The organism is Pseudomonas sp. MYb541 (assembly GCF_037479595.1).
Taxonomy (GTDB): Bacteria; Pseudomonadota; Gammaproteobacteria; order Pseudomonadales; family Pseudomonadaceae; genus Aquipseudomonas; species Aquipseudomonas canadensis.
The window spans coordinates 1-18657 of sequence record NZ_JBBGYS010000073.1; the positions used below are offsets into that span (position 1 = coordinate 1).

The following is an 18657-nucleotide window of genomic DNA, read 5'->3' on the forward strand; positions in this document are numbered from 1 at the left end:
GAGCCTAAGCGAGGTGCCGAGTGTTGGGGCAAGAGCGTTTTGCTTACTTTTGACTGGGCCGGCATTCCGGCTTTTCAAAAGTGAGCCGCCGTAAGGGCGGAACCAATACCAGCCGTTACCGCAGCAACGGATATGTACTCAATCAAATCTGAAACCGCTGCCGCTCCGTCTCATACAACGGCCTCACCAACGCAAACTCCCGATCAATCTGATCCACCAACTCCCCCAGATCCCCAACCACAGGCCCAACGGACTCAACCTCCAACCGCTGACACAACTGCGCCAACCTCACCGCCCCAAGGTTCCCACTGCTCCCCTTGAAACTATGCGCAATCCGCCCCAACGCCTTCGCATCATCCCTAGCCTTGCGCAGCGCCTCGACACGCTTCTGGGAATCATCAAGAAAGGTATCAAGCAACTTCGGATACTCGCCTTCCATGACTTCCTGCAACCCCGACAACACCGCCGGGTCCAGATGTAGATCAACCACTTGCTCGCTCCTTGATCAAGAATCGGCGGATTATGCCAGAGCCTCCCAGCAAAACTCCACGCAGACACTACGCCCGCCATCCGACCAGCCTACATCGCTGCTCAATTGCCGTACCAGGCTCAAACCCCGGCCAGACAGACGGTCCATATCCAGCGGCCGCGCCAGCACCTGTTCCACATCAAACCCCAGACCGCTATCCTCAATGCGCAGGGTCATCTTCCCACCCGCCCCAACCGGCACCACCTGCACATGCACCCGTATATACCCACTGTTCAGTTGAGCCAGGCGGTCATTACGCTGACGGTAATACTCGGCAAACCCTTGAGCATCACGCTTGAGAAGCGAATCCAGCCCCAGCACCCCATGCTCCAGCGCATTCGAATACAGCTCCGCCATCACACTGTAGAGCGCCCCACTCTGCTCGCGCAGGCCATGAATCTCTAACAACAGTTGCAGCAGATAGGGCAACGGGTTGTAACGCTTCAACGTTTCGGCACGGAATTCGAAACTCACCGACCAATCCAACGGACACGACTGCCCGCTGTCCGCATACAACGGCCCGGAGGCACGCAGTTGCTGGCCGGCTTGCAGGGTGATTTCCACCATGCTCACGTCATCGCGTACTTCACCGCGAAACGCCGCCAGTGCCTGTTCGATATCTTCAAATAAACGATCAGGCTCGCGATTGGCGGCAAACACCTGCTGTAAACGTTCGGCGCCGAACAGTTGGTCGTTGGCATCTGCGGTATCCAGCACCCCATCGGACAACAGGAACACCCGATCACCCAGGGCCATGGGCCAGACTTCAGTGCGATCATCAAAGGCCTCAGCCGACAGCACCCCCAACGGCAAATGCCGCGATTCCAGCGGCGTGCGTTTGCCGGTGGCGATTGCATGCACGTAGCCTTCGGGCATGCCGCCGTTCCACACCTCCACCACCCGCCGCTGCGTGCTCAGGCACAACAGGGTGGCGCAGCAGAACATGTCCACCGGCAGGATGCGTTTGAGCTTGGCGTTCATCTCGCGCAGGGTTTGTGCCAGGCCGTAGCCCTTGGCGGTCATGCCGTAGAAGACTTCCGCCAGGGGCATGGCCCCCACCGCCGCCGGCAGGCCATGGCCGGTAAAGTCGCCGAGCAGCACGTGCATGTCGCCGGACGGCGTATAGGCCGCCAGCAGCAGGTCGCCGTTGAACAGTGCATAGGGTGATTGCAGGTAGCGGATATTCGGCGCGGCATTGATACAGCCCGAATGCGCAACCTTATCGAACACCGCCTTGGCCACCCGCTGTTCATGCAGGAGGTAGTCGTGATGCTTGGCGATCAGGTCGCGCTGTTGCAGGACCGTGGCCTGCAACCGGCGCAGGCGGTCCATGGCGTTGATTTTCGCCGCGAGAATCAGCTGGTTGTAGGGTTTTGGCAGGAAGTCATCGCCGCCGGCATCCAGGCACTGGGCCAGCGCTTCGCTCTCGCGCAGGGAAGTCAGGAAAATCAGCGGCACCAGCTCTTCGCCCGCCAACTGCTTGATTCGCCGTGCTGCCTCAAAGCCGTCCATCACCGGCATCAGCGCATCCATCAACACCAGTTGCGGGCGCTCGCGGGTAAACACCTCGACCGCTTCAGCGCCATTGGTGGCCGTAAGTACCTGGTGACCCTGGCGCCGCACGATGGTCGACAGCAACAGCAAATCGGCGGCGCTGTCTTCGGCGATCAGGATCGTCAGCGGTTCGAGGACCGGGGCCAGGGCGCTCAACTGATGTCGAACAGTTTGTCGAAGTTGGAGATGGCGAGGATCTTGCGCACGTCGGAGTTGCTGTTGATTACCTGGACTTCAGCATTATCGCCACCGGCATGGTCACGCAACAGCAGGAGCATGCCCAGGGCGGAGCTGTCCATGTAGGTGGCCTCCTTCAAGTCGACGACGTACAACTCGGGCACTTTGTAGAAACGCTCGTAGGCATCGCGAAACGCCTGATGGCTGCCGAAATCAAACCGGCCCTTGACCGCGATCATCAACTTCTTCCCATCCAGGGATACTTCTGACTCGACTGACATGCGACTGCTTCCTTGTCATTGGCAATGACACAAGGTTTAGCAGGCGAACCCGATCTGAGCAACACCACAAATCAACTGTAGGAGCGGGCTTGCTCGCGAATACGGCGTGTCAGTTGATATATTTGTGACTGACCCACCGCATTCGCGAGCAAGCCCGCTCCCACATTTAGAACTGGGACTGGCGTGGAAGGCGCTGGGACAGTTCGTCGAGCAGCTTTTGCTCGCGCTTGTCTTCAAGCGCGCGTGCTTCGTCGATATAACGCTGCACCAATTTGCGCAAACCTTCGACCCGGGCAAACGCTGCTTGCCAGCTCTCGCGGGCTTTATCGAGGTTGTTCTGGTGCCAGGCCAGGCTCTGGCGCTGCTGGCCGACGGCCGTTTCCAACTGATTGAGAAAGCCCTGGTAGCCCATCAACCACTGGCCCGAGACGCCTTTGCTGCCCCGCTCGATCCACTGCTGCTGGTACTCGCCGCGAAAACGCTCCAAGTCGCCCAGCTTGCTCTCCGCCAAACGGACTTGCCCCTGGAAATAACCCAGGCGCTGCACGGCGGTTTTCTCGGCCTTTTCGGCCATGTCCACCACCGGAGCCAGGCGTGCGGCGCGGCTGTTGGCCATGGCTTAACCGCCCGGCGCCGGGGCGAAGATCGATTGCAGGTGCGCTTCGCTTTCGCCCATGCTGATCTTGTCGTTGAGGCCCTGGCGCAGGTAGGTCACCAACTGCGGTTGCAGGGCGATGGCCAGGTCGGTGTCGCGATCGCCGCCAGCCACGTAGGCGCCGACGCTGATCAGGTCGCGGCTCTGTTGATAGCGCGACCACAATTGCTTGAATTGTTGCGCGCGGATCATGTGTTCCGGCGTCACCACTGCCGGCATCACCCGGCTGATGGACGCTTCGATATCGATAGCCGGGTAATGCCCCTCTTCGGCCAGACGCCGCGACAGCACGATGTGACCGTCAAGTACACCCCGCGCCGAGTCGGCAATCGGGTCCTGCTGGTCATCGCCTTCGGACAGCACGGTATAGAACGCGGTGATCGAGCCACCACCGGCTTCGGCGTTACCGGCGCGCTCCACCAGCTTGGGCAACTTGGCGAACACCGACGGCGGATAGCCTTTGGTGGCCGGCGGTTCGCCGATGGCCAGGGCGATTTCACGCTGGGCCTGGGCGAAACGGGTGAGCGAGTCCATCAGCAACAGGACGTTCTTGCCCTTGTCACGGAAATATTCGGCGATGCGCGTGCAGTACATGGCGGCGCGCAGGCGCATCAGCGGTGCATCGTCCGCCGGGGACGCGACGACGACCGAGCGCTTGAGGCCTTCTTCACCGAGGCTGTGCTCGATGAATTCCTTCACCTCGCGGCCCCGTTCGCCGATCAGCCCGACCACGATGATGTCAGCCTCGGTAAAGCGCGTCATCATGCCGAGAAGCACCGACTTACCCACGCCGGTACCGGCAAACAGGCCCAGACGCTGGCCACGGCCGACCGTCAATAATCCGTTGATGCTGCGAATGCCCACGTCCAGCGGCACGCTGATGGGGTTACGGTTGAGCGGGTTGATGGTGGGGCCGTCCATCGGCACCCAGTCTTCGGCCTTCATGCCGCCCTTGCCATCCAGCGCGCGGCCGGCGCCATCGAGTACGCGGCCGAGCATGCTCATGCCCATCGGCAGGCGGCCGGTGTCGGCCAAGGGCACCACACGGGCGCCGGGGGCAATGCCCGCCAGGCTGCCCACGGGCATCAGGAAAATCTTGTTGCCCGAAAACCCCATCACTTCGGCTTCGACCTGCACCGGGTGGTAGCTGTCGTCGTTGATCACCATGCAGCGGCTGCCCATGGCGGCGCGCAGGCCTTCGGCTTCGAGGGTCAGGCCGACCATGCGCAGCAGGCGACCTTCAAGGATCGGCTGGCCAGGCAACTCGGCGGCTTCGGTATAACCGCTCAAGCGCTTGGCGAAGCTGGTGCGATCAAGGCGCATCGGGGGCGTCCAGGTCCAGGCTGAGGTCGGGCTCGGCAGGGTTCAGCACCTGCTCGTGGGCTTGGTCCAGCAGCTTGGCCATGATCTGGCTGATGCGGGTTTCCACCGTGGCATCGATGCGGCTGTGTTCGGTCTCGACGCGGCAACCACCGGGCTGCAGCGATGCGTCCTCGACGATGCGCCAGGTTTCTTCATGGCGCTCGCGCAGGGCTTTGACCTGTTCGAAATCCTGAGGATTGATGTACAGCCGTACATTGCCGACACCCAGGGGCAGCAGCTTGAGGGCTTCGCGCATCACGCTTTCGATATGGCTGGAGTCCAGCACCAATTCGCGCTGGATCACTTGGCGAGCGATGTGCTGCACCAGCTCGACCATGGCTTTTTCGATTTGCGCATCCTGCTCGGCGATAGGGTCGAACAGCCCGCCCATCAAGCGTTCCAGGCTGGCCAGTTTGACGCTCAGCGCCTCCTCGGCTTCCTGGCGGACCTTGAGGGTGGTGCTGCGAAAACCATCTTTTTCACCCGCCGCGAAGCCCTCGTTGTAGGCCTCCTGGCGGATAGCTTCCAATTCTTCCAGGGTCAGTGGCTGGACTTCCTCCAGCGGCACTTCTTCCATTTCCGCCGGCGGCTCTTCCACCGGTTCCGGCTCGGGCTCCGGCACATGCGGATCGAAGCTGGGCAACGACCAGATGTCGAACCCACCGACGTCCCGCGCGCGAATCAGATCGCTGGGCGCCTCATCTTTGTTCGACATGAGAGGCGCCTTAGATCATTTCTTCGCCGCCCTTCCCGCCGAGAACGATTTCTCCGGCTTCGGCCATACGGCGGGCAATGGTGAGGATTTCTTTCTGCGCGGTTTCCACGTCGCTGACGCGCACCGGGCCTTTGGCTTCCAGGTCGTCGCGCAACAGTTCCGAAGCACGCTTGGACATGTTCTTGAAGATCTTCTCTTTGACGTTTTCGTCCGAGCCCTTGAGGGCCAGTACCAGCACGTCGGAGGACACTTCGCGCAGCAACGCCTGGATGCCACGGTCGTCGACATCGGAGAGGTTGTTGAACACGAACATGAGGTCTTCGATCTGGCCGGACAAGGTGTCGTCGATCTCGCGGATCGAGTCCATCAACTGGCCTTCGACCGAGCTGTCGAGGAAGTTCATGATGTCGGCCGCGCGCTTGATACCGCCCAGGGTGGTACGCGAGGCATTCGAGTTGCCGGAGAACTGCTTCTCCAGAATCGTGTTGAGTTCTTTCAGGGCCGCCGGCTGCACGGTGTTCAGCGACGACACGCGCAGAATGATGTCCAGGCGCACTTTATGGTCGAAGTGGCCGAGCACTTCACCGGCCTGGTCCGGGTCGAGGTAGGCCACCACGATCGCCTGGATCTGCGGGTGCTCGTAGCGGATCACGTCGGCAACGGCGCGCGGCTCCATCCATTTGAGGCTGTCGAGGCCGCTGGTGTTGCCACCGAGCAGGATGCGGTCGATCAGGCCGTTGGCCTTGTCTTCGCCCAGGGCCGAGGTGAGCATCTTGCGGATGTAGCTGTCGGAGCCGACACCCAGGCTGGTCTGGTCGCCGACGATCTCGACGAACTCGCTCATCACCTGCTCGACTTGCTCGCGGTGCACATTACGCATCTGCGCCATGGCCACGCCGACACGCTGAACCTCTTTGGGGCCCATGTGGCGCAGCACTTGGGCGGCGTCGGTTTCACCGAGGGACAGCAGCAGGACTGCGGCTTTGTCGACCTTGGTGAGCTTGGCAACAGCGGCTCGATTATCACTCATCTGCGTTGATCCACTCTTTCACGACCTGGGCCACGCGGCCCGGGTCTTCTGCCACCAGACTCTTGATTGCGTTCAACTGAGCGTCGTAACCCTCGCTCGGGCTTGGCAACAGGATGCTTTGCGGGCCGCCGAGGCTGACGCGGTCGTTGGCCAGTTCGCCGTCGAGGCCGCCCATGCCACCCAATTCCACGTCGCCACCTGCAAGTGCAAGCTGTTTCTTGCCGTTGCCGGTGATGTTGTTGAGGACTGGGCGCAGCACACCAAATACCAGCACCAGGATGAACAACACACCCAGCACTTGCTTGACGATGTCCCAGAACCACGGCTGCGAGTAGAACGACGGTTCAGCGATCACTTCGCCACGCTCGGCGGAGAACGGCATGTTGATCACGCTGACACTGTCACCACGGCTGGCGTCAAAACCGACGGCGTCCTGCACCAGGCGAGTGAAGCGCGCCAATTCGTCGGCGGTCCATGGGGCACGGGTAACGGCGCCGTCAGCGGCATTGACCTTGACCTGGTCATCCACCACCACCGAGACCGACAGGCGATTGACGCGACCCTGTTGCTGCTTGGTGTGGCTGATGGAACGGTCAAGCTCGAAGTTCTTGGTGGACTGGTTACGTTTGTCCGCCGGGTACGGGGCGAGCATCGGCTGGCCAGTGGCCGGGTCCATGATTTGCTGGCCGTTGGCATCCAGCAGTGGCTGGCCTGGCTGAATCGCGCCAGCGCTGGCAGTAGCGCCACCGGTGGTTTGCGGCGCCGAAGCCGGGGCTGGCGGCTGGTTGCTCAACGCGCCCGGCACACCTTGCGGCGGGCCATTGGCGGCGGTGCGTTGTTCGCTGGTGGACTGCTCGCTGCGCAAGGCAGGCTGGTCCGGGTTGAATTGCTCGGAGGTCGACTCGACGGCGCTGAAGTCCACATCGGCCGACACTTCAGCCTTGTAGCGGTCGTTGCCCAACACCGGTTGCAGGATGTTGTGCACACGCTGGGTGAGCATGCTTTCGACGCGGCGACTGTAGTCGAACTGCTTGCCGGCTTGAGTCAGCGCGGAGTTTTCGCCCTGATCGGACAGCAGGTTGCCCTTCTGGTCGACCACAGTGATCTGCGATTTGCTCAGTTCAGGCACGCTGGTGGCGACCAGATTGACGATCGCCAGCACCTGGCCAGGCTCCAGGGAGCGGCCCGCAAACAGTTCTACCAAGACCGAGGCACTTGGCTTGCGCTCGTCGCGCACAAACACCGAGCTTTTCGGAATGGCCAGGTGCACGCGGGCACCCTTGACGTTGTTCAGGCTGGAGATGGTGCGCGCCAGTTCGCCTTCCAGGCCGCGACGGTAGCGGGTGGCTTCCATGAACTGGCTGGTGCCCAGGCCCTGGTCCTTGTCGAGGATCTCAAAACCGATGTTGCTGTCGGACGGGGTCACGCCGGCGGCGGCGAGTTTCATGCGCGCACGGGCCACGTCGTCGGCCTTGACCAGCAGCGCCCCGGAGTTGGGCTCCACGGTGTAGGCGATGTCGGCGGCGGCCAGGGTTTCCATGATCTGCTTGGAATCCATGCCCGCCAGGCTGCCGTACAGCGGCCGGTAATCGGGTTGCTGCGACCACAGCACCACGGCAAAACCAATCGCCACGCTGGCAGCCAGGCCGACCATCAGGCCCACCTGACGCAGCATGGTCATTTCGGAGAGGTTTTCCAGGAACGACAGGCCAAACAGCGGCGGCTTGCCGTCTGCCTTGGCGGGTGCGTTGTCCACGACTGCTTCTGCCATGACTTAAATCTCGTCCTTAAACCGGCATCTGCATGATGTCTTGGTAGGCCTGAACCAGCTTATTACGCACTTGGGTCAGGGCCTGGAAGGAAACGCTGGCTTTTTGCGAGGCGACCATCACATCGGTGAGGTCCACGCCGCTTTTGCCGATTTCAAAGGCGTTGGCCAACTGGCTGGAGGCTTGCTGGGTGTCACTGACTTTGTTGATGGCTTGGCCGAGCATATCGGCGAAGCTGCTTTGGCCCAATTCCGGCGCTGGCGCGACGGATTTCGGTTGAGCCATGGCATCCATTTGCATGGAGCGCATATCCAACATCAACCGATTGAACTCAATACCCTGGCTCATGAACTTCTCTCTCCGACAACCCGCATATTTTTTGACGCTACGCCGCAATTACTAGGGGAGGTAGCAACAAGGGTGCCAGCTCTGGTTCAACTCGTAAGAAAAGGCGACAAACCTTGTCGACCTTGTTACCGGTTATGTTGCGAACAGATACGCTTCCACATCCATCCCTGCATCGCGCATCTGCGCCAGCTTGTAGCGCAACGTCCGCGGGCTGATGCCCAGACGTTCGGCAGCCTCTTTGCGACGGCCGCGCTCGGAGCGCAGGGTGTCGATGATCATCTGGAATTCACGGCGACGCAGATCGTCGCCCAGTGCACCGGCCGTTTCGATTTCGGCAACCATAGGCGCAGGGGCCAGGGTTGGCAGCGGCGCCGCACCGCTGCCCATGGCCAGGCAAAAATCCTGAGGCTGGATCAGGCCGCCCTGTTGCAGGATCAGCGCGCGCTGGATGGCGTTGTCCAGTTCCCGCACGTTGCCCGGCCATGGATAGGCGATCAGGCAGGCTTGGGCCTCGGCCGACAGGCGCGCCTGGGCGTGCTTCATTTTTTTGACGTGGTTGTTCAGCAGACGCTCGGCCAGGGGAATGATATCCGCCGGGCGTTCGCGCAACGGGCGCCAAGCCAGCGGGAATACCGAAAGCCGGTAGAACAAGTCTTCACGGAAGCGCCCCGCCGCCACTTCGCCCGCCAAGTCGCGGTTGGTGGTGGCGACTACACGGATATCCAACTGGATCGGCTTGCGCGCGCCGACGCGCTCAACCTCACGCTCCTGCAGCACCCGCAGCAACTTGGCTTGCAGACCCAGGGGCATTTCCGAAATCTCATCGAGCAGGATGGTGCCGCCGTCGGCCTGTTCGAACTTGCCCGCCTGGGCCGCGATGGCGCCGGTGAAGGAGCCCTTTTCGTGGCCGAACAGTGTGGCTTCGAGCATGTTGTCTGGGATCGCCGCGCAGTTGATCGCGATAAACGGCTGCTTGGCGCGGGTCGATTGCTGGTGGATGTAACGTGCCAGCACCTCTTTGCCCGTGCCGGACTCGCCGGAAATCAGCACCGTGGAATCGCTGCGCGCCACGCGGGCCGCCAGCTCCAGCAATTGTGCGCTGGCCGGCTCGAAGGCAATCGGGCCTTCGCCCTCACTGGCCGAGATCACGCCCAAGGCATGCCGCGCGACCAGTTCGATCAAGGCTTTAGGTTCGAAGGGTTTGACCAGGTAATCCGCCGCGCCCTGGCGCATGGCGTCGACCGCACGCTCGACGGCGCCATGGGCGGTCATCAGCAGCACCGGCAACTGCGGCTGGCGCGCACGCAGCAGGCTGAGCAACTGGTGGCCGTCCATGCCGGGCATGTTGACGTCGCTGACCACCAAGCTGAAGGACTCCTGCTCCACCGCCTCCAAGGCGTCCTCGGCAGACCCGACCGCCCGATAGTCATGGCCCGCCAACAGCAGCGTGTCAGCCAATGCCTCACGCAGGGCGCGATCGTCTTCCACCAACAGAACCTTGATAGCCATAACCTTTCTACTCCGCGCTTGCCGCGCTGGAAAACAGCGGCAAGGTCATCAATGCACAGGTGCCCCGCCCAACACGGGAATGCAGTTGCAATTCTCCCTGATGGGCACGTGCCACTGCCTTGACCACGGTCAGGCCCAGGCCGGTACCGTTGGTCTTGGTGGTGAAAAAGGGTTCGCCCAGGCGCTGCAACACAGCGGGCTCGATACCACTGCCGCTGTCGCTGATGCACAGGCGCAGGTTTTGCCCGCGGTTGTACAGGTGCACCTTGAGCCGCGCACCAGGGCCGCTGGCCTGGGTGGCGTTTTCGATCAAGTTGAGCAGCGAACCCACCAGCGTGTCGCGGTTGCACAGCAGCTCACCGAGGTGGCTGTCGCACTGCCAGCGCACCTGGACGTCTTGAATATGGGCGGCGGCCGCCGCTTGCAGGGCCTGCATCAACTCGACCGGCGTGATGCGGTCGGTCAGCGGCAATTCGCCGCGAGCGAACACCAGCATGTCGCGCACCTGATGCTCCAACTCATGCAGACGCTCCTTGAGGCGACCGGCAAAACGCTGGTGGGTGGCGGTGGGCAATTGCTCATCAGTCAAATGACTGGCGTAGATCAGGGCAGCCGACAGCGGCGTGCGGATCTGATGCGCCAAAGAAGCGACCATGCGCCCCAGGGATGACAAACGCTCATGGCGCGCCAACTGGTCTTGCAGGTGACGGGTTTCAGTCAGGTCATTGAGCAACACCAGTTGGCCTGGCTCTGCGTCCAGGGAACGAGTGGCAATGGACAAGCGGCGGCCGTCTTTCAGGGAAATTTCGTGACCGTCGTCTTCACGCGGCGCAAAGCAGCGGGTGATGACATGCCGCCACAGTTCGCCTTCCAGCGGCAGGCCAAGCATGTCGCAGGCCGCCGGGTTGGCCTCGCGCACACGGCCTTCTTCGTCGATGACAATCACACCGCCGGGCAGCAGCGACAGCAGGTTTTGCAGGCGGTTGGCCAAGCGTTCTTTCTCGGCCAGCTCTTCCATGCGCTGGGCACTGACCACCGCCAACTCGCCTTTGAGCTCAGAAACCCGGGCTTCGAGCAGGCTGTAGGAATCAGTCAATTGGCTGGACATCTGGTTGAACAGCGAAAAAGCCTGTTCCAGGCCCTGGCGGCTTTGCTGTTCTACAGAGGGAACCAGCCCTGCAATCGCAGGACTGGAAGAATGTTGGGCGGCGTGGGGCATCATGCTCTCTCGCTTGGCTGACCGTCAGTTAAACGGAACGTTGCGAGGGCTGTAGCAATACCCGTGCCGAAAAAAAACCACTGAAGTTTCAGTGGTTTAAAAAACAGGCGTCAATCATCCGCCTGTTCGTCACCTTCTTTGCGGCTCATGCCGTACTTGCGCATCTTCTCCACCAGGGTAGTGCGACGGATGCGCAGGCGCTCGGCGGCACGGGCGACGATGCCGTTGGCGTCGTCAAGGGCCTGCTGGATCAGACCTTGTTCCAGGTTGCCGAGGTAGTCCTTCAGGTCCAAGCCTTCGGGCGGCAGCATCGCGGTGTTACCAAAGTCTGGCGTATGGCCATTGATGGCGACGCGCTCTTCCATGTCGCTGCGCAGGCTGTCGACCAGTTGCTCGTCTTCGTCGTCGACGTAGCGGAATTTCTTCGGCAGCTCGACCACGCCGATCACGCCGTAGGGGTGCATGATCGCCATGCGCTCCACCAGGTTGGCCAGCTCGCGCACGTTGCCCGGCCAGCCGTGGCGGCACAGGGACATGATCGCGGCGGAGTTGAAGCGGATCGAACCACGCTTCTCGTGCTCCATGCGCGAGATCAACTCGTTCATCAGCAACGGGATGTCTTCCACGCGCTCACGCAGCGGGGCCATCTCGATCGGGAATACGTTGAGGCGGTAGTACAGGTCTTCGCGGAAGCTGCCGACCTCGATCATGCTTTCGAGGTTCTTGTGGGTCGCCGCGATGATGCGCACGTCGACGCTCTGGGTCTTGTTGCTGCCCACGCGCTCGAAGGTACGTTCCTGCAATACGCGCAGCAGCTTGACCTGCATCGGCAGCGGCATGTCGCCGATTTCGTCGAGGAACAGCGTGCCGCCGTTAGCCAACTCGAAACGCCCGGCACGGCTGGTGATCGCGCCGGTAAAGGCGCCCTTTTCGTGGCCGAACAATTCGCTTTCAAGCAGTTCTGCCGGGATCGCCCCGCAGTTGACCGGCACGAAAGGCCCGTCGCGGCGCTTGGAGTGATAGTGCAGGTTGCGCGCAACCACTTCCTTGCCGGTGCCGGACTCGCCAAGGATCAGCACGCTGGCGTCGGTGTCGGCCACTTGCTGCATCATCTGGCGCACGTGCTGGATGGCGCGGCTGGTGCCGACCAGGCTGCGGAACAGGTTGGGTTCGCGGTGACGGCCGCGCTCGCGGGCCTGGTCGTACATCTCGCGATAGACCTGGGCACGGTGCAGGGAATCGAGCAATTTGCTGTAGCTGGGGGGCATTTCCAGCGTGGAAAGCACCCGGCGGCGCTGGTCTTCGGGCAGGTCGACGGAAGAAATATCGCCCATTAGCAACACGGGAAGGAACTCATCCCAGGTTGACAGTGTCTTTAACAAGCCCAAAACAGCGCCAGGAGCGTTTACCGTCCCGATCAGCACACAAATGACTTCACGGCTCGATGACAATGAGCTGACCGCCTGCTGCCAATCATGGCTGCCGCAGGGCAGATTTTCTTCGCCAAGAAAATTCAAAATCACCGCTAAATCGCGGCGGCGGACGCTATCGTCATCAATCAGCAGAATTTTGGTTTCACGCCACATGCAATAGCAACTTCCCTAGTAAAACTTCCTGCCCCGGAGTGAGGGCAATCGAGACGCCTGTAAGACTTTGTACCTTACTAGACGTCTGAAATCTGAAAACAGCACTAGTTAAGTCAAAAATGCTGGCACAGTCAAATATATGACGCACCGTTCGGACTAACTGAGCCCATTCAGCCGAACAGATGGTAAACCTTTGACGCATTTTTCGCTTGGTTGATCTGCGACATCTCTTCGAAAATCGCCTGGCGCTCGCCAGTCGTTACCTCAAGCAATTGCTGGTACACCGCCAGCAGGCTCTCAAGCTTTTCACGCAACGCATCCTCATCGACCGGCGCTTCACTGAGCACCTGCTCGATGACGTCGCGACAGCCCATGTCCAGTTCGCCGATAGCGTCCCAGTTACGGTCCGCCAGCGCGCCCATCAGCGCCTCACGGGTTTCATCAATGCGTTGCAATGCTTGGCTCATGACGTATTCCTCAAGGCCGATGGCCTTATTCTGCCGCGCCTTGTGGCGCGCCGATGGCATCCCAGCCTTCTTTAACGGTAATCATCAAACGCGCTACTTCGTCGATCATCTCGGCATCGTTGTGCAGATTCGCTTCCATCAGACGGTTAGTCATGTAGGCATACAGACTTTCCAACTGCTGGACGTAAGCCGGGTTATCGCTCTTTTCCGCATCCAGGCCGTCACGCAGGCCGATTACGATATCAATCGCCTTGCCGAGCATCAGGCCCTTGGTCGCGATATCGCCGCGCGCCAACGCACCTTTGGCCTGGGCCATGCGGTCGAGGCCGCCTTCCATCAGCATCTGCACCAGACGATGAGGGCTGGCTTCGGAGATCTGAGCATGGGAATTGACCTTCTGGTATTGGCGAAGGGCTCTCATGGGATTCATGTTTCTACCTCGTGACAGGCGACAGCGAAAAGGATTTCAGTAACCAATATGTCGACTGGGTCGCAAAAAGCTTTAGCGCCAGTCGTCCTCCGATACAAAAAGGCCAGGCAGGTTGCCTGGCCTTTTGCATTCACTTGGAATCAATTATTGGTCTTGGGGTTGTTCAAGGCGTTGAGCGTGGTCATGACGCTGGTGCTTTGCTGGCGCAGCTGGGCGACCAGGGTGTCCATGGCGTTGTACTTGTCGGACAGGCTTTTGGTCAGCAGGTCCATGCGCTCGTTCAGGGTTTCCTGCTGCTTGCCCAGGTCTTTCAGGCTGTCAGACAGTGAGGTGGAACGCGTGGCCAGGACGCCGGTGGTAGCTTTGGCGAAGTCATCGGTGGCGCTTTTCATGCGCGCCAACATCCCGTTTTTGCCGGTGAACATGCTGTTGATGTCGGCCGCATTGGTTTTAACCGCCGCATCCCACTTTTTATCATCCATGGACAGCAGCCCAGTCGTGGAACTGGTACTCACACCGAATTGAGCCAGGGACTTAAAAGTGCCGGTCCCGGAAATCTCATTGAACTCATTGCGGATCGCGGCCTGCAGTGAACGCATGGTCGAGTCACCCGTCAGCGCTGCTGCAGTCGTGCTACCGTCCAGGTTCTTGGTGATCTTGGTTTCGGCATTCATGGCCGTGATCAACGCGTTGTAGCTATCGATGAAACCCTTGACTCCGGACTTCAGAGCAGCGTTGTTGGTGCTCACGGTGATCAGCGTTGCGGTTCGTTCGGCTGTAGGGCTGGTGTCGCCAACCGTCTTGGTCGGTGAAACCGACACCAACTTGATATTCACGCCACTGAGCGCGCCTTCGATGTTGTTGGTCTTGGAAACCGACGCAACGCCATCGATGCTGTACAGCGCGTCCTTGGGCTCATCGACTACTTTAGAGCCCACATCCAGCCCGGAGGTACCCGAAAGCGTCAGGTCCGAACCTGTACCCATGGTGGTAGACGTCAGGATCAACCGCGAACCGTTGGAGTCGGTCTGGATGTTGGCACTCAGGCCAGAGGTACCGAACTGGGTGTTGATCGAATCACGCACCTGCTGCAAGGTTGCGCCGGCCGGAATATTGACGTCGAAGTTCTTGCCCGACTGACTGATGGTCAGGGTTGTCGGCTTGTCGGTGGCGTTGACCACCGTCGACGTGCCGCCGGCGAAATTCTTGGTCGACAGCTTGGACGCCTGGGCCAGCTGGCTGACAATCAGCCGGAAACTGCCGTTCGAGGCCGTATTGCTCGCCGTCATGGTGGCGACCTTTTCATCCGATGATGAACCGGTCAAGCCCGTGAAGCTGGAGCTGGCTGTCATGTTGTCCAGCGCGCCGCGGAAGGCATCCAGCGCCGCCTGAATTTTGCCGATCGAAGACAGCGTGGTGGTCGCCTTCTGGGACGCGGTATTGATCTGCGTCTGCTTGGGCACCTTCTCGGCGTCCACCAAGGACTTCACGATCGCTTGCGTATCGATGTTGGAACCGATACCACTTACCGTTGAACCCGCCATCTTCGTTTCTCCTGTTCGGTGGCTGCCGTTATCTTGACTGTTTATGCCTCAATACGTGACAGCAACAAATTTCATGCCAGCTCACGCCTTGTCGTCAAACAACACGTTGCTTGCGCTGGATAGGCTTTGTGCCAGCTTCAATGCCGTTTCCGACGGAATCTGGCGAATCACTTCACCGCTGTCGGTGGCGATGACCTTGACCACCACACGATGGGTGGAATCATCGATGGAAAAATCCAGTTTGCGCTGGGCCGCCTGTACGAATTCGCGAATATCAGTGACTGCTTTTTCCAGATCAGCTCGCTCAGGCTCTTTACCTGTTGCCGCGACTTCCTGGACCTTTGGGATGCTCTTGTCAGTCGCTGCCTGTGCTGGCGGGCTCTGCGATGCAACCGGCGGATAAGACTGGTTCAGCTTTACACTCATGTCCATGTCCAATCTCCTCTAAACCGAAAAAACGGAAGGGCACGTAGACGCGCCCTTCCGTTAGTTACCAAGCGCTGGGATTACTGAAGCAGCTTCAGTACAGCGGATGGCAGCTGGTTTGCCTGCGACAGGATCGCGGTGGAAGCCGATTGCAGGGTTTGTTGCTTGGTCAGTTCGGCGGTTTCGGAAGCGAAGTCGACGTCCTGAACGGTGGAACGTGCAGCGGTGGAGTTCTTCTGAATGTTCTGCAGGTTGTCTGCAGTGGTAGTCAGACGGTTCTGGGTAGCACCCAGGCCCGAACGAACGCTGTCGATGGTGCCGATAGCCTTGTCGATTACGGACAGGGCGTTTTGAGCGTTGTTTGCGTCGGTCACGTCGGTCTGGGAAACAGCTGTCTTGATGGAAGACTTTTGAGCTGCGCCGAACAGGTCGGTTACCGAAGTACCAGTAGCGCCGTTAGCCAGGGAGTAGCCTTTGGACGAGTCCAGCGAGATCTGGCCAGTGGCAACGATCACGCCAGCAGCAGCGGCAGCCAGAGGAGTAGCGGCAGCGGCGTATTTGCCAGCGCCATCTTTCACGTTAACGCCGATGGCGTCGCCGCCAGCAGCATCGGTGGTGAACTTGATGTTCTCGCCAGAATCGGATTTGACTTCCAGTGTGCGTTTGGCTTCGTCGTAGTTAACGCTGATGCCCAGTTTGGCGGCGTTGGACTTCAGTTGGTCAGCCAGGTCAGAAGTACTGGTCACGCCAACGAACTTGACGGTCGCGCCGCCAACATCGATGGAGAAGTTAGCCGGAACACCAGGAACAGCTGGAACAACCGGAGGACCTGGCTGAGCAGGAGTGCCCTTGGTCTTGGTCTCGTCGACCGTCAGCTGGACTTGAGTACTAGCGGTAGCGCTCAGGCCACCGATGGCGCCGTTCAGGCCGGCAGCGATAGTCTTGGCGGAGTCACCAGCAGCGATAGCAACGTTTGCCGACTGACCGTTACCGGTGATGGCGATCGAACCAACCGCTACACCAGTGGCGTTAGGGGTTTGAGCGGCGGATTTGATCTGCTGCGAACCAATGTTGTTGGCTGCAACGTTTTCCAGGCTCAGGTTGATGGTTTCGTTGGCGTTGGCGCCAACCTGGATAGCTTTGGTACCGTACGAACCGTCCAGCAGCTTCTGGCCACCGAAAGTAGTGGTTTGCGAGATACGGGTCAGTTCCGAAGTCAGAGCCTGGTATTCGTCGTTGTTCGACTTACGGTCGTCAGGGCTGAGCGAGCCAGTAGCGGAAGACAGAGCCAGGGTACGCATTTTTTGCAGGATGTCGGTCGAAGCCTGCATCGCGCCTTCAGCGGTCTGAGCGATGGAGATACCGTCGTTCACGTTTTTGACTGCTTGGCCCAGGCCGTTGATTTGGCTGGTCAGGCGGTTAGCGATCTGCAGGCCGGCAGCGTCGTCTTTAGCGCTGTTGATACGCAGGCCGGAAGACAGGCGCTGCATGGAAGTGGCCAGGGCGCCGCCAGCTTTGTTCAGGTTGCCCTGAGTAGTGATGGAAGCAATGTTGGTGTTTACTGTTAAAGCCATGACGAAATCCTCGTTGGATGGATACTGCGGCTTCCGGCCCTGGCAACCGCCGGGTGTGGCCTGAGAACCTACGTAATAGTTATCGTCGTGGTAGCCGGTTGCTTGAGGATTTTTTTTGATTTTTTTACTGGCGCCGTGCCACCCCTTGCAATTCAAGGGTTTACGCGGGCCCCAAACCCCGTTTTCATTGGGTTTTCTGGCGCCAAATAAAAAACGCCGAGGCTCTTTCGAACCTCGGCGTTTTTTATTGAAGCTATCAAGGCATCAAGGGCGATAGAGAATCGCCGAGCCCCACGACAGGCCCACACCAAAACCGCTGATTGCCACGCGCTTCCAGGTAGCGTCCATCACGTGCTTTTCCAGCAGCAGCGGAATGCTCGACGACACGGTATTACCGGTCTCGACCATGTCCTTGATGAACTTGTCCACGGGTGCATCTTCAAAACGACGCGCCACGGCGTCGACAATCGCCGCACTGCCCTGGTGGATGCAGAACGCATCGATCTCATCGGCCTTGAGATCTGACTCATTGAGCAGCTCATGCAAATGCGCCGGCACCTTGAGCAGGGCGAAGTTGAAGACCTGGCGGCCGTTCATGAAGAACACGCCGTCACTGACCTTCAGGTGCGGCGCACCGGAACCGTCGGTGCCGAACTTCGACTTGCCCAGCAACCACGGCGCATCTTCGCCCATCCAGGTGGCAGTAGCAGCATCGCCAAACAGCATGGTGGTGTTGCGATCTTCCGGGTCGACGATCTTGGAGTACGGGTCAGCGGTGATCAGCAGGCCGTTTTTCAGGCCCGCGGCTTCCATGAAGCCCTTCATCGCATAGATGCCGTAGACGTAACCGGAACAACCCAGGGAGATATCAAAGGCCGCGACGTGGGTCGGCAGGCCGAGCTTGTCCTGGACGATGGCCGCCGTGTGGGGCAAGCCCTCTTCATCACCGTTCTGGGTGACGACGATCAGCGCGTCGATCGACTCGCGTTTCAAATCCGGGTTGTTGGCAAACAAAGCGTTGACCGCCTCGACACACAGATCGGAGGTTTCCTGCGCGGCTTCCTTGCGCGGCAGGAACGCCGAACCGATCTTGCCAATGATGAATTCTTCATCCTTGGCGAATTTGGCACCCTGGGCGTAGTTATCGATCCCGTCTGCCGGCACGTAACTGGCGATGCTTTTTATGCCAATCATTGTGGCTTCCCAATACTAAATAGCTGGAGAACACCCCTGGGCCACGCCCGGAGTGCTGACAATAAAGGGGATAACCCCATAAAAATCTCGCTGAAAGCCGTCTCGCAAGGACCCTGTGACGACTTATCCTTTTCACACGATACAGTGAAGATGCGCTTTATGACTCACAGGTCACTCAATTTTGTGTGCTTTATGCAAAACCTTCAAACAATTAAATCCCGGAAACGACAACGGCCCGCCCTGTTTCCAGGGGGGGGCGCGTGTCGGGAATCGATTTTAAAATTTTTT

The 18657-nt window shown here is 59.9% G+C and carries 18 protein-coding genes; all 18 read right to left on the bottom strand.

The features are described from left to right. Positions 1–142: 142 nt before the first annotated feature. Positions 143–490 carry an Hpt domain-containing protein gene (locus WH299_RS29005; protein WP_122726737.1) on the bottom strand — a complete coding sequence of 116 codons (348 nt, stop codon included), beginning with the start codon at positions 488–490 and terminating at the stop codon, positions 143–145. Positions 491–520: 30 nt separating this feature from the next. Further along, positions 521–2239 (bottom strand): ATP-binding SpoIIE family protein phosphatase, encoded by a 1719-nt coding sequence (locus WH299_RS29010; protein WP_339551977.1) that lies wholly within the window; start codon positions 2237–2239, stop codon positions 521–523. Continuing rightward, a complete protein-coding gene (locus WH299_RS29015; RefSeq protein ID WP_028617324.1) occupies positions 2236–2541 on the bottom strand; it encodes an STAS domain-containing protein in 306 nt (101 codons plus the stop codon). Before WH299_RS29015 ends, WH299_RS29010 begins: the two co-directional genes overlap by 4 nt. Before the next feature lie 166 nt (positions 2542–2707). Then, positions 2708–3157: a flagellar export protein FliJ gene (gene fliJ / locus WH299_RS29020; protein ID WP_028617325.1), complete on the bottom strand. Its 450-nt coding sequence runs from the start codon at positions 3155–3157 to the stop codon at positions 2708–2710. 3 nt (positions 3158–3160) lie between these two features. Further along, positions 3161–4519 (bottom strand): flagellar protein export ATPase FliI, encoded by a 1359-nt coding sequence (gene fliI / locus WH299_RS29025; RefSeq protein ID WP_068937092.1) that lies wholly within the window; start codon positions 4517–4519, stop codon positions 3161–3163. Beyond that, the gene (fliH, locus tag WH299_RS29030) at positions 4509–5273 is read right to left on the bottom strand and encodes a flagellar assembly protein FliH (protein ID WP_122726733.1); all 765 of its coding nucleotides are present in this window, start codon (positions 5271–5273) and stop codon (positions 4509–4511) included. Before fliH ends, fliI begins: the two co-directional genes overlap by 11 nt. Positions 5274–5283: 10 nt before the next feature. Beyond that, complete coding sequence (gene fliG, locus WH299_RS29035) at positions 5284–6303, bottom strand: flagellar motor switch protein FliG (RefSeq protein ID WP_010208743.1); 1020 nt, start codon at positions 6301–6303, stop codon at positions 5284–5286. After that, the gene (fliF, locus tag WH299_RS29040) at positions 6296–8074 is read right to left on the bottom strand and encodes a flagellar basal-body MS-ring/collar protein FliF (protein ID WP_028617328.1); all 1779 of its coding nucleotides are present in this window, start codon (positions 8072–8074) and stop codon (positions 6296–6298) included. The genes fliG and fliF overlap by 8 nt, the downstream gene beginning before the upstream one ends. Positions 8075–8090: 16 nt before the next feature. After that, positions 8091–8420: a flagellar hook-basal body complex protein FliE gene (gene fliE / locus WH299_RS29045; protein WP_015885194.1), complete on the bottom strand. Its 330-nt coding sequence runs from the start codon at positions 8418–8420 to the stop codon at positions 8091–8093. A 132-nt stretch (positions 8421–8552) separates the two neighbouring features. Continuing rightward, positions 8553–9929, bottom strand: a complete 1377-nt coding sequence (locus WH299_RS29050) for a sigma-54-dependent transcriptional regulator (protein ID WP_122554744.1) — start codon at positions 9927–9929, stop codon at positions 8553–8555. A gap of 7 nt (positions 9930–9936) precedes the next feature. Then, positions 9937–11148 (bottom strand): sensor histidine kinase, encoded by a 1212-nt coding sequence (locus tag WH299_RS29055; protein ID WP_122726755.1) that lies wholly within the window; start codon positions 11146–11148, stop codon positions 9937–9939. Positions 11149–11258: 110 nt separating this feature from the next. Next, positions 11259–12734: a sigma-54 dependent transcriptional regulator gene (locus WH299_RS29060; RefSeq protein WP_028617331.1), complete on the bottom strand. Its 1476-nt coding sequence runs from the start codon at positions 12732–12734 to the stop codon at positions 11259–11261. Positions 12735–12904: 170 nt separating this feature from the next. Continuing rightward, positions 12905–13201, bottom strand: a complete 297-nt coding sequence (gene fliT, locus WH299_RS29065; protein ID WP_028617332.1) for a flagellar protein FliT — start codon at positions 13199–13201, stop codon at positions 12905–12907. A gap of 25 nt (positions 13202–13226) precedes the next feature. After that, on the bottom strand, positions 13227–13631 hold the full coding sequence (gene fliS, locus WH299_RS29070; protein WP_028617333.1) for a flagellar export chaperone FliS: 405 nt from the start codon (positions 13629–13631) through the stop codon (positions 13227–13229). A 140-nt stretch (positions 13632–13771) separates the two neighbouring features. Beyond that, complete coding sequence (gene fliD / locus WH299_RS29075) at positions 13772–15175, bottom strand: flagellar filament capping protein FliD (RefSeq protein WP_122726732.1); 1404 nt, start codon at positions 15173–15175, stop codon at positions 13772–13774. Between the two features lie 81 nt (positions 15176–15256). Beyond that, complete coding sequence (locus tag WH299_RS29080) at positions 15257–15607, bottom strand: flagellar protein FlaG (protein WP_122726730.1); 351 nt, start codon at positions 15605–15607, stop codon at positions 15257–15259. Positions 15608–15681: 74 nt separating this feature from the next. Then, positions 15682–17175, bottom strand: a complete 1494-nt coding sequence (locus tag WH299_RS29085; protein WP_122726728.1) for a flagellin N-terminal helical domain-containing protein — start codon at positions 17173–17175, stop codon at positions 15682–15684. Positions 17176–17439: 264 nt separating this feature from the next. Beyond that, positions 17440–18369, bottom strand: coding sequence for a ketoacyl-ACP synthase III (locus WH299_RS29090; protein WP_010208730.1), 930 nt, complete (start codon positions 18367–18369; stop codon positions 17440–17442). Between the last annotated feature and the right edge of the window lie 288 nt (positions 18370–18657).

Excerpts from the sequence above, each read along its gene's own strand:
- fliI (WP_068937092.1), bottom strand. The coding sequence starts at position 4,519 with ATGCGCCTTGATCGCACCAGCTTCGCCAAGCGCTTGAGCGGTTATACC.
- WH299_RS29085 (WP_122726728.1), bottom strand. The coding sequence starts at position 17,175 with ATGGCTTTAACAGTAAACACCAACATTGCTTCCATCACTACTCAGGGC.
- WH299_RS29015 (WP_028617324.1), bottom strand. The coding sequence starts at position 2,541 with ATGTCAGTCGAGTCAGAAGTATCCCTGGATGGGAAGAAGTTGATGATC.
- fliJ (WP_028617325.1), bottom strand. The coding sequence starts at position 3,157 with ATGGCCAACAGCCGCGCCGCACGCCTGGCTCCGGTGGTGGACATGGCC.
- WH299_RS29080 (WP_122726730.1), bottom strand. The coding sequence starts at position 15,607 with ATGGACATGAGTGTAAAGCTGAACCAGTCTTATCCGCCGGTTGCATCG.
- WH299_RS29090 (WP_010208730.1), bottom strand. The coding sequence starts at position 18,369 with ATGATTGGCATAAAAAGCATCGCCAGTTACGTGCCGGCAGACGGGATC.
- WH299_RS29060 (WP_028617331.1), bottom strand. The coding sequence starts at position 12,734 with ATGTGGCGTGAAACCAAAATTCTGCTGATTGATGACGATAGCGTCCGC.
- fliH (WP_122726733.1), bottom strand. The coding sequence starts at position 5,273 with ATGTCGAACAAAGATGAGGCGCCCAGCGATCTGATTCGCGCGCGGGAC.
- fliS (WP_028617333.1), bottom strand. The coding sequence starts at position 13,631 with ATGAATCCCATGAGAGCCCTTCGCCAATACCAGAAGGTCAATTCCCAT.
- WH299_RS29055 (WP_122726755.1), bottom strand. The coding sequence starts at position 11,148 with ATGCCCCACGCCGCCCAACATTCTTCCAGTCCTGCGATTGCAGGGCTG.
- fliD (WP_122726732.1), bottom strand. The coding sequence starts at position 15,175 with ATGGCGGGTTCAACGGTAAGTGGTATCGGTTCCAACATCGATACGCAA.
- fliF (WP_028617328.1), bottom strand. The coding sequence starts at position 8,074 with ATGGCAGAAGCAGTCGTGGACAACGCACCCGCCAAGGCAGACGGCAAG.
- fliE (WP_015885194.1), bottom strand. The coding sequence starts at position 8,420 with ATGAGCCAGGGTATTGAGTTCAATCGGTTGATGTTGGATATGCGCTCC.
- fliG (WP_010208743.1), bottom strand. The coding sequence starts at position 6,303 with ATGAGTGATAATCGAGCCGCTGTTGCCAAGCTCACCAAGGTCGACAAA.
- fliT (WP_028617332.1), bottom strand. The coding sequence starts at position 13,201 with ATGAGCCAAGCATTGCAACGCATTGATGAAACCCGTGAGGCGCTGATG.
- WH299_RS29050 (WP_122554744.1), bottom strand. The coding sequence starts at position 9,929 with ATGGCTATCAAGGTTCTGTTGGTGGAAGACGATCGCGCCCTGCGTGAG.